This is a genomic window from Actinomycetospora flava (assembly GCF_037400335.1).
In the GTDB taxonomy this organism is placed as follows: domain Bacteria; phylum Actinomycetota; class Actinomycetes; order Mycobacteriales; family Pseudonocardiaceae; genus Actinomycetospora; species Actinomycetospora flava.
This window is the reverse complement of record NZ_JBBEGM010000027.1, coordinates 1-14,049: the sequence shown is the minus strand read 5'-3', so window position 1 is coordinate 14,049 and position 14,049 is coordinate 1. Positions and strand designations below refer to the sequence as shown.

General features: G+C 75.4%; 11 protein-coding genes. 7 read left to right on the top strand and 4 right to left on the bottom strand.

Annotation, left to right across the window (positions count from 1 at the left end; genetic code table 11):
• The first annotated feature begins 300 nt into the window (after positions 1–300).
• From WCD58_RS33135 to nudC, 4 genes are read left to right on the top strand one after another with little or no spacing between them, the layout of a single operon-like run.
• Entirely contained in the window at positions 301–1,017 is a 717-nt protein-coding gene (locus tag WCD58_RS33135) for a hypothetical protein (RefSeq protein WP_337707412.1), read from the top strand.
• Positions 1,018–1,027: 10 nt separating this feature from the next.
• Positions 1,028–2,347, top strand: coding sequence for a M16 family metallopeptidase (locus WCD58_RS33130; protein WP_373696323.1), 1,320 nt, complete (start codon positions 1,028–1,030; stop codon positions 2,345–2,347).
• On the top strand, positions 2,344–3,726 hold the full coding sequence (locus tag WCD58_RS33125) for a M16 family metallopeptidase (protein ID WP_337707411.1): 1,383 nt from the start codon (positions 2,344–2,346) through the stop codon (positions 3,724–3,726). Before WCD58_RS33130 ends, WCD58_RS33125 begins: the two co-directional genes overlap by 4 nt.
• 17 nt (positions 3,727–3,743) lie before the next feature.
• A complete protein-coding gene (gene nudC / locus WCD58_RS33120; protein WP_373696327.1) occupies positions 3,744–4,808 on the top strand; it encodes an NAD(+) diphosphatase in 1,065 nt (354 codons plus the stop codon).
• 4 nt (positions 4,809–4,812) lie between these two features.
• On the opposite strand, the gene WCD58_RS33115 is transcribed toward nudC, so the two are convergent.
• The 4 genes from WCD58_RS33115 to WCD58_RS33100 are packed head-to-tail and all read right to left on the bottom strand — an operon-like array spanning position 4,813 to position 10,234.
• On the bottom strand, positions 4,813–5,058 hold the full coding sequence (locus tag WCD58_RS33115; protein ID WP_337707409.1) for a mycoredoxin: 246 nt from the start codon (positions 5,056–5,058) through the stop codon (positions 4,813–4,815).
• 34 nt (positions 5,059–5,092) lie between these two features.
• Positions 5,093–8,401, bottom strand: a complete 3,309-nt coding sequence (locus WCD58_RS33110; protein WP_337707408.1) for a proline dehydrogenase family protein — start codon at positions 8,399–8,401, stop codon at positions 5,093–5,095.
• A gap of 28 nt (positions 8,402–8,429) precedes the next feature.
• Complete coding sequence (locus WCD58_RS33105; protein WP_337707407.1) at positions 8,430–9,269, bottom strand: ABC transporter permease; 840 nt, start codon at positions 9,267–9,269, stop codon at positions 8,430–8,432.
• Positions 9,266–10,234 carry an ATP-binding cassette domain-containing protein gene (locus WCD58_RS33100; RefSeq protein ID WP_337707406.1) on the bottom strand — a complete coding sequence of 323 codons (969 nt, stop codon included), beginning with the start codon at positions 10,232–10,234 and terminating at the stop codon, positions 9,266–9,268. Before WCD58_RS33100 ends, WCD58_RS33105 begins: the two co-directional genes overlap by 4 nt.
• 109 nt (positions 10,235–10,343) lie before the next feature.
• Here WCD58_RS33100 and WCD58_RS33095 point away from each other — a divergent pair, with 109 nt between their 5' ends.
• From WCD58_RS33095 to WCD58_RS33085, 3 genes are all read left to right on the top strand, one after another.
• Positions 10,344–12,458 carry an ATP-dependent helicase gene (locus tag WCD58_RS33095; protein WP_337707405.1) on the top strand — a complete coding sequence of 705 codons (2,115 nt, stop codon included), beginning with the start codon at positions 10,344–10,346 and terminating at the stop codon, positions 12,456–12,458.
• Positions 12,459–13,101: 643 nt separating this feature from the next.
• Positions 13,102–13,302, top strand: a complete 201-nt coding sequence (locus WCD58_RS33090; protein WP_337707404.1) for a hypothetical protein — start codon at positions 13,102–13,104, stop codon at positions 13,300–13,302.
• Between the two features lie 194 nt (positions 13,303–13,496).
• On the top strand, positions 13,497–13,805 hold the full coding sequence (locus tag WCD58_RS33085) for a WhiB family transcriptional regulator (protein WP_373696326.1): 309 nt from the start codon (positions 13,497–13,499) through the stop codon (positions 13,803–13,805).
• Positions 13,806–14,049 lie beyond the last annotated feature (244 nt).

Sequence of the window (14,049 nt, the reverse complement as noted above, 5' to 3'; positions counted from 1 at the left end):
GGGTCACGAGCAAGATCACCCGGCCGGCGGTCTCAAGGTGCCGGCACCGTCGCTCTCCGGTGTCACCGGGCGTCGTCGGCAGGCGACGCCCGGTGGGTCGGCGTGACCGGAACGCCGTAGCAGACGCCGATTCGCGTGTGTGGTGGATACCTCGATCGTGCGACGGTCCGGGGTGTTTGAATCCCGCCCGTGTCGTTCACGGGGACCGCGGCGAAGACGGATCTGGATCGTTCCCACCTGGTCCGGGGTGGGCCTCGCCGTCCCGCGAGTCGATCACCGCGCCGGGGTCCGGTCCTCGGTGTGCTCCTCGCGCTCGCGCTCGGCGCGGGCGTCGCCCTCTGGCTGATCCTCGGCGCCGACCCGGTCGGCGCCCGGGGCGGCGGGGCCGACGGCGGGTCCGAGGCCGCGCCGGCGGCGGTCGAGACCGTCGGGCCGGCCACGGTCGTCGCCACCGCGTCCTGCGTCGGCGAGGACCCGCACGACACCGTCGCCGTCGACGGCCCGGGCGGGCGGCGCCTGATGCCGCTCGACGGCTGCGGCTCGCCGATCGGGAGCCGGGTGCAGGTCCGCATGGCGTTCGTCGGCACCGAGCCGGCGGAGGACACCCCGGCCCGCGTGCTCGGCACCGGGTCGTCCGCGGCGCTGTCGGCCACCGAGCCCGCCGAGTCCCCGCTGACGAGCCGCCTCGCGGTGCTGCTCACCGGCGTCGCGGGGCTCGGGATGGCCGCGCTGCTCGTCGCCGTCGCCCGCGACCGCTCCCGCCGCCGCCCGGTTCCCGCGGCGCCCCACCGCCCGGCCCGCGCGCTCACGACGACGGCGGCCCCGCGCCCCGCCGCCCGCCGGACCACCCACCGCCCGGCCGCCCGTCCGGGCCGCAGCGCGCGCGCCGGACGTCCCGCCGCGCTCGAGGCCGGGCGCCGCCGGCAGAGCGGGACACCCGCCCGCAGCGGGCGCCCGCGCAGCCGCGGCACGGCCGCCGGGCCGCGCCGCCCGGCCGCCGGTCCGCACCGCGATTAGGTTGGACCATGTGACCTCCAGCGTGACCGCCCCGAACAGGGCCGACGGAGCTGCCGGCGGACTGCACCGCCGCGTGCTCGACAACGGCCTGCGGGTGCTCCTCGTGCCCGACCCGGCGGCCCCCGTGGTGGGTGTCGCCGTCCACGTCGACGTCGGGTTCCGCTCCGAACCGGAGGGCCGGACGGGGTTCGCGCACCTCTTCGAGCACCTCATGTTCCAGGGCTCGGAGAGCCTGGAGAAGCTCGCCCACTTCCGGCACGTGCAGTCGTCGGGCGGGGTGTTCAACGGCTCGACGCACCAGGACTACACGAACTACTTCGAGGTCCTGCCCTCCGCGGCGCTCGAGCGCGCGCTGTTCCTCGAGGCCGACCGGCTGCGCGCCCCACGGCTGACCGCCGACAACCTGCGCAACCAGGTCGACGTGGTCAAGGAGGAGATCCGCCTCAACGTCCTCAACCGGCCCTACGGCGGCTTCCCCTGGATCCTGCTGCCGCCGGTGCTCTACGACACCTACCCGAACGCCCACAACGGCTACGGGGACTTCACCGACCTCGAGCAGGCCGACCTCGACGACGCGGCCGCGTTCTTCGACGCCTACTACGCGCCGGGCAACGCCGTGCTCACCGTCGTCGGCGACCTCGACCCCGACGAGGCGGCCACGCTCGTCGAGAAGCACTTCGGCGACATCCCCGCCCGCGCCGTCCCCACGCGGCCGAGCTTCGCCGAACCACCACCCGACGGCGTGCGGCGGGACGACGTCACCGACGCGCACGCCCCGCTGCCCGCGATCGCGCTCGGCCACCGCCTGCCCGACCCGGACGCCGACCTCGACGCCTACCTCGCCCACGCGGTGCTCGCGAGCCTGCTCACCGACGGCGAGGCCGCCCGGCTGACCCAGCGGCTCGTGTACGGCGACGCGCTCGTCACCGACGTCTCGGCGTCCTGCGGGCTCATGGGCGCGCCGCTCGACGCCCGCGACCCGGACACGTTCACGGTCACCGCGGTGCACCCGGCGTCGGTCGAGCCGGACCGCATCGTCGAGGCCGTCGACGACGAGCTCGCCACCCTCGCCGCCGAGGGCCCCGACCCCGAGGAGCTGCGCCGCGTCACCGCGCGCTGGGCCTCCTCGCTGCACCGGGAGCACGACCGGCTGATGAGCCGCATGCTCGCCCTCGGGGCCGCCGAGCTGGTCCAGGGCCGCGCCGAGCTCGCCGACGAGCTGCCCGGGCTGATCGCCGCCGTCGAGCCGTCCGCCGTCGCCGCCGCGGCCGGCTCGTTGCGTCCCGACGCCCGCGCGATCCTCACGATCACGCCGGGGGGTGACCGGTGAGCGCCCCCACGCGACGCAGCGCCGAGGAGATCGGCAGCACCGCCACCGGGCCCCGTCCGCTGCCGGCGCTGGGCCCGCAGCGCGCGGTGCCCGCCCCCGACGAGGTCGACACCGTCCTCGACTCCGGCCTGCGGGTGATCGCCGTGCGCCGTGCCGAGGTGCCGATGGTCGAGGTGCGGCTGCGGGTGCCGTTCGCGGACCTCGGTCAGGCCGCGGACTCCGACCACGCCGCGGTCGCGGAGCTGCTCTCCACCACGATCCTGTCGGGGACGTCGAGCCGCAGCCGCGTCGGCATCGACGACGACCTGGCCGGGGTCGGCGGCGAGATCGGGTTCGCGGTCGACCCGGAACGCCTCGCGGTCTCGGGGCACGCCCTGGCCGAGGGCCTCGACACGCTGCTCGAGGTGCTCGCCGACCTGCTGCTCCACGCCACGCACCCCGACGACGAGCTGGCCCGCGAGCGCGAGCGCCTCGTCGAGCGCATCGAGATGGCGTCCGCGCAGCCCTCGGTCATCGCCCGGCGCGCGCTGCAGGAGCGCCGCTACGGAACCCACCCCGTGACGCGGGAGATGCCGCGCCCGGAGGAGGTGTCCGCGGTGTCCGCCGAGTCGGTCCGCGCGCTGCAGGCCTCGGCGCTGCGTCCCGGCGGCGCGGTGCTCGTCCTCGTCGGCGACCTCGACCCCTCCGACGCGGTGCGCCGCGTGGAGTCCGCGCTCGCGGAGTGGACCGGCGGCGAGGCGGCGGGGATGCCCGCCCTGCCTGCGCTCACCGCTCGGGACCTGCTGCTGGTCGACCGGCCGGGCTCGGTGCAGTCGCAGCTGCGTCTCTCGGCGCCGGCGGTGGGCCGCACCGATCCCCGCTACGGGGCGCTGCAGCTGGCGAACCTGTCGCTCGGCGGCTACTTCTCGTCGCGCCTGGTGGAGAACCTGCGCGAGGACAAGGGCTACACCTACCACGCGTCGTCGAGCCTGGAGCTCGACCCGCACGGCGCCGCGCTGCTGGTGGAGACCGACGTCGCGTCCGAGGTCACCGCCCCCGCGCTGCTCGAGCTGCGCTACGAGCTCGGGCGCCTCGCGGTGGTGCCGCCGACGGCGGAAGAGGTCGAGTCGGCGCGCCGCTACCTCGTCGGCTCGCTGCTGATCTCGATGACGACCCAGGCGGGCTACGCCTCCACGGTCGCCTCGCTCGCCGCCCACGGGCTCTCGGCCGCCTGGATCCGCGAGCACCCGGCGCGGATCGAGGCGGTCACCGTCGAGGAGGTCGCGGCCGCGGCGGCGGAGTTCTTCGCGCCGACGCGGTTCACCGGGGTGGTCGTCGCCGACGCCGCGCGAGCCGCCGACGGGCTGCGGGCGCTCGGCGGCGTGGAGGTGGGTTCGTGAGCACGGCGGGTCCCGACCTGCGCGCCGCCTTCCACCTCGACGACCTCCCGTCGCTGTCGCGCTCCACGGTCGACCGCCGCGAGCAGCTGCGCATCGACCCGGACCACGCCCGCGCGCTGTGGCCCGACGCGCGGGTCGTGCTCGTCGACCCGCACGGCCGCACGCCGGTCGCCCGCGGCGCCGACGGGACGATGTCGCTCGCGTTCGCCCCGACGTCCGTGCTCGGCGACGCGATCCCCGCCGGCGCCGTGCTGCTGGGGGAGGAGAGCGGCACCGCGTTCTGGGCGGTGCGTGTCCCCGACCCGGGCGAGGCGGAGTCGAACGACGCGGGCTCGGGGTTCATGACCGCTGACCAGTGGGCGCGCGCGGGCGGCAGCCCCGACCACGAGAACTGGACCGACCTGCGCAGCTCCGGCGCCGACCTCGACGCCCGCAGCGCGGGGTTGCTGACCACCGCGGTGTCGCTGCTGAATTGGCACGACCGCGCCCGGTTCTGCGCCCGCGACGGGTCGGAGATGGATTCCGTCAAGGCGGGCTGGGCGCAGCTGTGCCGCGCGCACCGGCACGAGGAGTACCCGCGCACCGACGCGTCGATGATCTGCCTGGTGCACGACGGCACGGCGGGTGACCAGGCCCAGGTGCTGCTCGCGCGCCAGCCGATCTGGCCGCAGGGGCGCTACTCGGTGCTCGCCGGGTTCGTCGAGGCCGGCGAGTCGCTCGAGGCGTGCGTGGCCCGAGAGTGCGCCGAGGAGGTCGGCGTCGACGTCCACACGATCTCGTACCTCGGGTCGCAGCCGTGGCCGTTCCCGCGCTCGCTGATGATCGGGTTCTCGGCCGTCGCCGACCCCGCGCAGCCGCTGAAGCTGCAGGAGGGCGAGATCGAGGGCGCCCGGTGGGTGACCCGCGCCGAGCTCAAGGAGGCCCTGGACGCGGGCGCCTGGTCGCACCGCGACGGCGCCCCGCGGGGCGTCGGCGGCGTCGGGGGGACGAACTTCGAGGCCGGGGCGGGACGCGACCTCATCCTGCCCGGCGGCGTGTCCATCGCCCGCGCGATGCTCGAGGCGTGGGCCGCCGCCGGATGAGGTGTCAGGAGGCGGCCTCGACGCGCGCCAGCGTCTCCTTGACCTCGGCGAAGCTGGGGTTGGTCGCCGCGCTGCCGTCGGGGTAGACGACGGTCGGCACGGTGCGGTTGCCGCCGTTGACCTTGGTCACGATCTCGGCGGCGTCGGGCTCGCGCTCGATGTCCACCTCGGTGTAGCCGATGCCCTCGCGGTCGAGCTGCGTCTTGAGTCGACGGCAGAAGCCGCACCAGCTGGTCGTGTACATCGTCATCTGTGCCACGCCCCGTGCAACGCGGCGAGATCGCTCAGGCTTCCACGTGACCGAACCGGTGACGGGTCACACTGACGGCCTGCTCGCGCAGCACGGTGAGCATCTCCCGCCGGCCGTCGGCCACCACCGGGGCGTCGACCAGCGAGGCACCCGCCTCCGCCGCCTCCCGGCGCAGCTCCCCGGACGGGGTCCCGACGACGCGCAGCCGCTCGCCGGGCTCCGGGGCGCCGGTGAGCTCGGCCACCGGCACGCCCGCGCACGCCGCCGCGAGCCGCACCCGCAGGACGTCCCGCTCGGCCGCGTCGGCGCCGACCACGAGGCGCAGGACCGGGAGCGGGCGGTACCGGAAGATGTTCGCCTCCGCCCGCAGACCGGTCGGGTCGTGCTCGACGGAGAACTCGTCGCGCCACGCGGCGGCGTCGGAGGCGGCGGCCGCCCGCAGCCACACGAGGTCGTCGGGGTCGAGTCCCGGCGCCGCCGCGGCGAGCAGCTCCGCGGCCGCCGCCTCGAGCGGGGCCGACGACAGCCGGTCGAGGGGCCCGTCGTGCCAGGTCCCGAACTGCGCGACGTAGTTCGGCCCGCCGGGCTTGGCGCCGGGTCCCACGACCGAGCCCTTCCATCCCCCGAACGACTGGCGCTGCACGATCGCACCGGTGATGTGCCGGTTGACGTAGGCGTTGCCGACCTCGACCCGCTCCATCCAGCGATCGATCTCGTCCGGGTCGAGCGCGTGCAGGCCGCCGGTGAGGCCGTAGCCGGTCGCGTTCTGCAGCGCGATCGCCTCGTCGAGGTCCGCCGCGTGCATCAGCCCGAGCACCGGCCCGAAGCACTCCGTGAGGTGGAACCACGAGCCCGGCGCCACCGGCTCCTTCACCCCCGGCGACCAGAGGTCCCCGCCCAGGTGGCGCGGCGCCACCAGCCAGCGTTCGCCCTCGTCGAGGCGTGTCAGTGCCCGCTCGAGCTTCTCGTCGGGTGGACCGATCAGCGGGCCCATGGTCGTCGACGGGTCGCTGCCGTGTCCGACGCGCAGGGTGCGCACGGCGTCGGCGAGCTGGCGGTGGAAGCGCGCCCCGGCCGCCGTCCGCTCCGAGCGCACCGACCCGACGAGGATGGCCAGCGACGCGGCCGAGCACTTCTGCCCCGCGTGGCCGAAGGCCGAGCGCACGAGGTCGGCGACGGCGAGGTCCGGGTCGGCGCTCGGGGTGATCACGAGCGCGTTCTTGCCGCTGGTCTCCGCGACCAGGCGCAGGTCGGGGCGCCACGAGCGGAACAGCGCCGCGGTCTGCGACGCCCCGGTGAGCACGACGTGGTCGACCGCGGGGTGGGTGACCAGCCGGCGCCCGGCCTCGCCCTCGTCGGTGTGCACGAGCTGCAGCGCGTCGGCCGGGATCCCGCCGCGGTGCAGGGCGGCGACGCCGACCTCGGCGCACGCCCGCACCTGCGGCGCCGGCTTGATCACCACCGACGCCCCGGCGGCGAGCGCCGCGACGCAGCCGCCGAGCGGGATCGCGATCGGGAAGTTCCAGGGCGGGGTCACGACCACGACCCGGTCCGGGGTGAACGGGGCGTCCTCGAGCTCCTCGGCCCGGTCCGCGTAGTAGGCGGCGAAGTCGATCGCCTCGGAGATCTCGGGGTCCGCCTCGGCGACGGTCTTGCCGGCCTCGCCGACCATGACGGTGAGCAGGTCCCCGCGCGTCGCGGCGAGGGCCCGCGCCGCCTCGCGCAGCACGGCCGCGCGCTCGCGGGCCGGGCGCTCGCCCCAGCGCGACGCGGCGGCGCGCTCGACGACGGCGTCGACGGCGGCCGGGTCGGTGAGCTCGGGGTCCTTCACGGGCGGCGGCGCGGCGGTGATCGCGGCGAGCGCCCACGCACGGTTGGCGGCCAGCGACGGGTCGGTGTCGGGCTCGTTGCGGAAGGAGTCACCGATCGACGGGGTGTCGTCGGCCCGGTCCTGCGTGCGCCGCGGCGTCGCGGGCACCGCGTCGCGGTCGCGCACCGACGCCCGGAAGCGGTCGACGTAGGACGCGGGGCCGGCGTCGGAGAACAGCGCGTACAGGTAGTTCTCCGGCGACGCGTTCTCCTCGAGCCGGCGCACGAGGTAGGAGACGGCGGCGTCGAAGTCGCCGCTGTGCACCACCGGCGTGTAGAGCACCAGCTGCTCCCGGACGTCGCGCGCGACGACCCGCGCCTGCGCGGGCGCCATGCCCTGCAGCATCTCCACGTCGAGCTGGCGCTCGGCCCCCCGTGCCGCGGCGATCTCGACGGCGAGCGCCACGTGGTGCAGGTGGTGGCTGGCGACGCCGAGGCGCAGCGCGTCGACGAGGTCGCCGCCGATCGCCCGGTCGAGCAGCCGCACGTAGTTGGCGTCGACCTCGGCCTTGGTGGGGTAGGGCGCCTGCGGCCAGTCGTGCAGCGCGGCGTCGACCTGCTCCATCGCGAGGTTCGCGCCCTTGACCAGCCGCACCTTGATCGGCGCGCCGCCCGCCGCGACCCGCCGGCGCGCGAAGGCGGCGAGCTCGGTGAGCGCGCCGAGCGCGTCGGGCAGGTAGGCCTGCAGCACGATCCCCGCCGAGAGATCCGCGAGCTCGGGGCGGTCGAGCAGCGCGGTGAACACCGCGACCGTGAGGTCGAGGTCCTTGTACTCCTCCATGTCCAGGTTCACGAACGACCCGGTGTCGCGGGCCAGCGTCATCACCGGGGTGAGGCGCTCGACGAGCCGGTCGCGGCTGCCCTCGAGGTCCCACGGCACCAGCTGGCTCGCCACCGACGACGCCTTCACCGACACGTAGTCGACGTCGTCGCGGCGCAGCAGGTCCATGGTGCGCGCGAGGCGCCGGTCGGCCTCGTCCTCGCCGAGCACCGCCTCGCCGAGCAGGTTGAGGTTGAGCCGGAAGCCCTCCTTCTTCGCCTCGGCGAGGCGGCGGCCCAGCGCGCGCCCGTCGGCGTCGACGATGAGGTGCCCGACCATCGCCTTGAGCCGCTTGCGCGCGAGCGGCACGACGACCTTCGGCAGGCGCGGCGCCGCGAGCGCCCCGGCCCGCAGCAGGGCGGCGTCGCGCCGCCCGACGAACGCCGGCACCGGCGACCGGCGTCCCGCGAGCCGCGCCAGCTCGCGGGCGGCGACGTCGTCGTCCGCGGGACGGGCGACGCGGTCGACGAAGCGCAGCGTGAAGTCGATGCCGACCGGGTCGTGCACCAGGGCGGCGAGCTGCGCCGACGGTCCCGTCGCCGTGCCGGCCGAGCCCGCCCGTGCCCACTGGTCGGCGCGGATCACGGCGCGCTCGACGAGGTCGTCGGGGATGCCGCCGGCCGCCGGCGTCGTGGGCACGGGCTGCTCGGTCATGCCTCCATGGTGGCCCTGTTCGCGACGATCAGGTGCGCGTGCGCAACGCCCACACCGCCAGCGGCCCGAACACCGCCGCGAACGCCACGCCCCAGAGCAGCGTGGCGACCGCGTTGGCCGCCACCGGCCCGCCGACCAGCAGCCCGCGCAGCGCGTCGGCCATGCGCGTCACCGGGTTGATCGACACCCAGGCCTGCAGCCAGCCGGGCATCGTCTGGGTGGGGGCGAAGGCGTTGCTCGCGAACGTCAGCGGGAAGAGCACGGTGAACCCGTAGATCTGCACCTTCTCCGGGTCGCGGGCGAGCACCCCGAGCAGCACCGACGTCCACGAGAACGCCAGCGTGAACGCGACGAGCAGGCCGAACGCGGCGAGCACCGCAACCGGGCTCGTGGTGATCCGGAAGCCCAGCAGCACGCCGACCGCGAGCAGCACCACCAGCGACCACAGCTGGCGCAGCACGTCGCCGAGGATGCGCCCGCTCAGCGGCGCGGAGCGGGCGATGGGCAGGCTGCGGAACCGGTCGAACGTGCCCTTCTGCAGGTCGGTCGCGAGCCCGGTGGCCGTGTAGATCGTGAGGAACAGTGCGTTCTGCGCGATGAGCCCGCCGAGCGAGAACTGCAGGTACGCGTCGGTCGACCCGCCGATCGCGCCGCCGAACACGAACGTGAACAGCAGCACGAACATGATCGGCTGGATGGACAGGTCGAGCAGCTCGGAGGGGTTGTGCTTGATCTGCACGAGGCTGCGCCACGCCATGGTCAGCGACTGGCTCGCCCACTGCGCCGGCGAGACCCGGCGCGAGGGCGCCGCGATCCCGGTGTCGGGGGTGACGGCGGGCCGCGCGGGGGCCGTGCGGTCGAGGGTCACGCGGACTCCTGGAGCTCGTCGGTGGGTGTCGTCTCGACCGCGCGGCGCCCGGTGAGGGCGAGGAAGACCTCGTCGAGGGTGGCGCGCCGCAGCGTCAGCTCGGCGAGGCTCACCCCGACGTCGTCGAGCCGGCGGACCACGGCCGGCATCAGGGCGTCGTCGGCCGCGGGCACCGAGACGGTGCCCTGCTCGACGGTGGGCTCCGCGCCCGCCAGCTCGGCGGCGACGCGGCGCACCACGTCGAGCTGCTCGGGGAGCGTCGGGCGCATCTGCAGGACGGCGGCGCCGGCCCGGGACTTGAGGTCGAGCGGCGTGCCCGTCGCGACGACCGTGCCGCGGTCGATGACGACGATGTCGTCGGCGAGCTGGTCGGCCTCCTCGAGGTACTGCGTCGTGAGCAGCACGGTGACGCCGTCGTCGGTGAGCCCGCGGACCATGTCCCACAGCTCGTTGCGGCTCGCCGGGTCGAGACCGGTGGTCGGCTCGTCGAGGAACAGGATGCGCGGGCGCCCGACCAGCGACGCCGCGAGGTCGAGGCGGCGCCGCATGCCCCCGGAGTAGGTGCGCGCGGCGCGTCCGGCGGCGTCGGTGAGCCCGAACTGCGCGAGGAGCTCCGCGGCGCGCCTCTTGGACGCGGCCCGGCTCTGCCCGAGCAGGCGGGCGATGAGCACGAGGTTCTCCGTGCCCGTCAGCGCCTCGTCGACGCCGGCGTACTGGCCGGTGAGCCCGATGAGCGTGCGCACCCGGTGGGGCTCGGCGACGACGTCGAACCCGCCGACCAGCCCCCGGCCCTCGTCCGGCGCGAGCAGCGTGGCGAGCACGCGCGTCGCCGTGGTCTTGCCGGCGCCGTTGGGCCCGAGCACGCCGAGGACCGTGCCCTCGGTGGCCGAGAAGCTGGCGCCCGCGAGCGCGGTGGTGGCGCCGAAGCGCTTGACGAGACCGTCGGCCTCGATGGCAGGTGGCACGCTCTCCACCGTCCCAGAGGGGTCCGACAACGGTCATGGAGATTTCGGACCCACGGGTTTTCGGCCCGTCCGCGCCCCGGCCGTCGGACCGGGTTGAGACGATGGGGCCGTGGGCGGCAGCGGTGGGGACAGGGCGACGTCGGGGCTCGATCCGGAGCAGTCCCAGGCCGTCCTCGCCCCGCGGGGGCCCGTGTGCGTGCTCGCGGGCGCGGGCACCGGCAAGACGCGCACGATCACGCGGCGCATCGCCCACCTCGTCTCCGCGGGCCACGTCCGGTCCGGGCAGGTCCTGGCGGTGACGTTCACGGCGCGCGCGGCGGGGGAGATGCGCACCCGGCTGCGCGACCTCGGCGTGGGCGGCGGCCCGGGGCAGCCGCCGGTGCAGGCGCGCACGTTCCACGCCGCGGCCCTGCGCCAGCTGCGCTACTTCTGGCCGCGCGTGGTCGGCGGCGCGCCGTGGGAGGTGCTCGAGGGCAAGCTGCGGCTCGTCGGGCAGGCCGCCCAGCGGGCCGGGGCGCCCACCACGCGCGAGTCGCTGCGCGACCTCGCGAGCGAGATCGAGTGGGCGAAGGCGTCGCTCGTGCCGGCGTCGGACTACGCGGCCGCGGCGGGCAAGGCGGCCCGCGACGTGCCCGCGCCCGTCGAGCAGGTCACCGCGGTGTACGAGACCTACGAGACGCTCAAGAACCGCGCCGAGGTGCTCGACTTCGACGACCTCCTGCTGCACACCGCCGCCGCGCTCGAGGAGCACCCCGAGGTCGCGCACGAGTTCCACGAGCGCTACCGCTGCTTCGTCGTCGACGAGTTCCAGGACGTCACCCCCGCCCAGCACCGCCTGCTGCGGGCCTGGATGGGCGGCCGCGACGACCTCACCGTCGTCGGCGACGCCAACCAGACGATCTACTCGTTCGCCGGCGCCAGCCCGTCGTACCTGCTCGACTTCCCGCGGGTCTTCCCGGAGGCCACCGTCGTGCGGCTGGTGCGCGACTACCGCTCGACGCCACAGGTCGTCACGGCCGCGAACACCGTGATCGGCGCGGCCCGCGGGCGTGCGGCCGGGTCGCGGCTGCGCCTCGAGGGCCAGCGCCCGCCCGGCCCGGACCCCGACTTCGCCGAGCACGACGACGAGCCCGCCGAGGCCACGGCCGTCGCGACCGCGATCCGCGAGCTGATCGACGACGGCGTGCCGCCCGCGGAGATCGCGGTGCTCTACCGCGTCAACGCGCAGTCGGAGGTCTACGAGACCGCGCTCGGCGACGCCGGCATCGCCTACCAGGTGCGCGGCGGCGAGCGGTTCTTCCAGCGCACCGAGGTCCGCACCGCCGTCGCCGCCCTGCGCACCGCCGCGTCCCGGGCGCCCGAGGACGCGCGCGGCGAGGGCATGGTCACGCTGGTGCGCGCGGTGCTGGGCGAGCAGGGGCTCACCGAGTCCGCGCCCGCGGGGGCGGCCGGGCAGGGGGCGGCGCGCCAGCGGTGGGAGTCGCTGCGCGCGCTCGCGGAGCTCGCCGAGGAGCTCGTCGCCTCCGTGTCCGACGCCGACCTCGCCGCGTTCCTCGCCGAGCTGCAGACCCGCGCGCAGGCCCAGCACCCGCCGACCGTCCAGGGCGTCACGCTCTCCTCCCTGCACGCCGCCAAGGGCCTCGAGTGGGACGCGGTGTTCCTCGTCGGCCTCACCGACGGCACGCTCCCGATCCAGCACGCCGACGGCGACGACGACGCGGTCGAGGAGGAGCGGCGCCTGTTCTACGTCGGCGTCACCCGCGCGCGCGTGCACCTGCGGCTGTCGTGGGCGCTGTCGCGCAACGCCGGCGGGCGACGCTCCCGGCGCCGCAGCCGCTTCCTCTACGGGCTGGTCCCCGACGAGCACCCCGCCGCCCGCCAGCCCACCGGCCGCGAGAACGGCGGGTCCCGGGGCAAGCCGGTGTGCCGGGTGTGCGGCAAGCCGCTGTCCGACCCCGCCTCGGCGAAGCTCGGCCGCTGCAGCACGCACCCCTCCGACATCGACGAGACCCTGCTCGAGGCGCTCAAGTCCTGGCGCTCGGCGGAGGCGAAGTCGCGCTCGGTGCCGGCGTACGTCGTGTTCACCGACGCGACGCTGATCGCGCTGGCCGAGCAGCGCCCGCACGACCCCTCCGGCCTCGTCGCCATCCCGGGCATCGGCTCGTCGAAGCTCGAACGCTACGGCGACGACGTCCTCTCCCTGGTCCGCGAGCACGCGTCGTAGAGGGCCGGTGATCAAGAGCGCGTCATCCACCTCGCTCGGCGTCCGGAGGTGGATGACGGCGCCCTTGATCTCCGCGGGGCGGGTGCGCGTACCGGACACATTCCTGACACGACGGCGGGCCGGTGATCAGGAGCGCGTCATCCACCTCGCTCGGCATCCGGAGGTGGATGACGGCGCCCCTGATCTCCGCGGCGGGTGCGCGCCGGCCCATGATCGCCCCGGGTGCTCCTCCGACCCGATCTGACAGGGTTCCCGGAGCACCCGGGGCGATCATGGGCGCGGGCGTACCGGACACATCCCAGACACGACGGCGGACCGGTGATCAAGAGCGCGTCATCCACCTCGCTCGGCGTCGGGAGGTGGATGACGGCGCCCTTGATCTCCGTGTCACCGCCCGTCCCTCGATCACCAGGCCGACAGGCACCCCGACACCCGCTCCCGCGGTGCCTTTCCGCCTGCTGATCTCCGCGCGCACCCGGCCGTCCGTGTCCGATGCAAAGATCTTCGAAGAACTTCCCGAAAATGCGTTGCCCGGGGTCACGGGGCGCCCCTACGGTCGATCACACACCGGCGCACGAGGCTGCCGGTCGGGCGGTTTCCGCTCTGTGGTGACCCAGGAAGGGGGCTCGTGACGATGAACATCGTGACTCTCGCGGGCACCGGTCGCCACGTCGCGAGCTGGCGCTCCGCCACGGGCACGGCGTCGTTGGACGACGCCGTCGTCGCGTGCGAGCAGCAGGGGATGCCGAAGACGCAGCGCCCCCGCATCCGCCAGCGCGATCTGCAGAACCTCCCGACCTTCGTCCCGCAGCGACCGTCCGCAGCCTCGCGGTGGAGTCCCTGAAGCCCAGGAACCCCACCGACACGACCCACGAGGCCGCGGACCCGCATCCAGGGACCGCGGCCTTCGTCGTCTCACCAGGACACGACCCTCGCGGTCCCGGCCCACGCCGACCCGCCCACCGGAGGTAGACCGTGTCCCCCGCCGGACTCGCCGTTCGCCCGACCGCCCCCGAGACCGGAATCGAGACCCCCGACCTGGACCTGTTCGACGCCCTGACCACCGTCGACGACCTCCCGTGCCGGATCTCCGCCGAGGACCTCTGGTTCTCCGACCTGCCCGCCGACCTCGAGCGGGCGAAGGTCCTCTGCGCGGACTGCCCCATCCGGCGCACCTGCCTGGCCGGCGCGCTGGAGCGGCGGGAGTACTGCGGCGTGTGGGGCGGCGAGATCTTCGACCGGGGCGCCGTGATCGCCCGGAAGCGGCCCCGGGGCCGGCCGTCCAAGGCCGACCTCGCCCGCGACGCGGAGCTCGCCGCCGCCCGGGCGGCCGCCGGGGTCGCCTGACCCACCCGGCGCGCCGGGTCCCGTGGGGGGCGGGCGAGGGTCACCCCGACTGCGTCCGACGCAGCGAGGGTGACCCTCGCTCCATCACCGCCACCACCACCGCGACCCGGCCCCGGACCCCCGCGGGGGAGAGGGGGGCCCGGTGCGCACCGGACGCGCACCGGGCCCCGGAGGACGACTCAGCAGGACGACCCAGCAGGACGACCCAGCAGGACGACCCAGCAGGACGACCCAGCAGGACGAC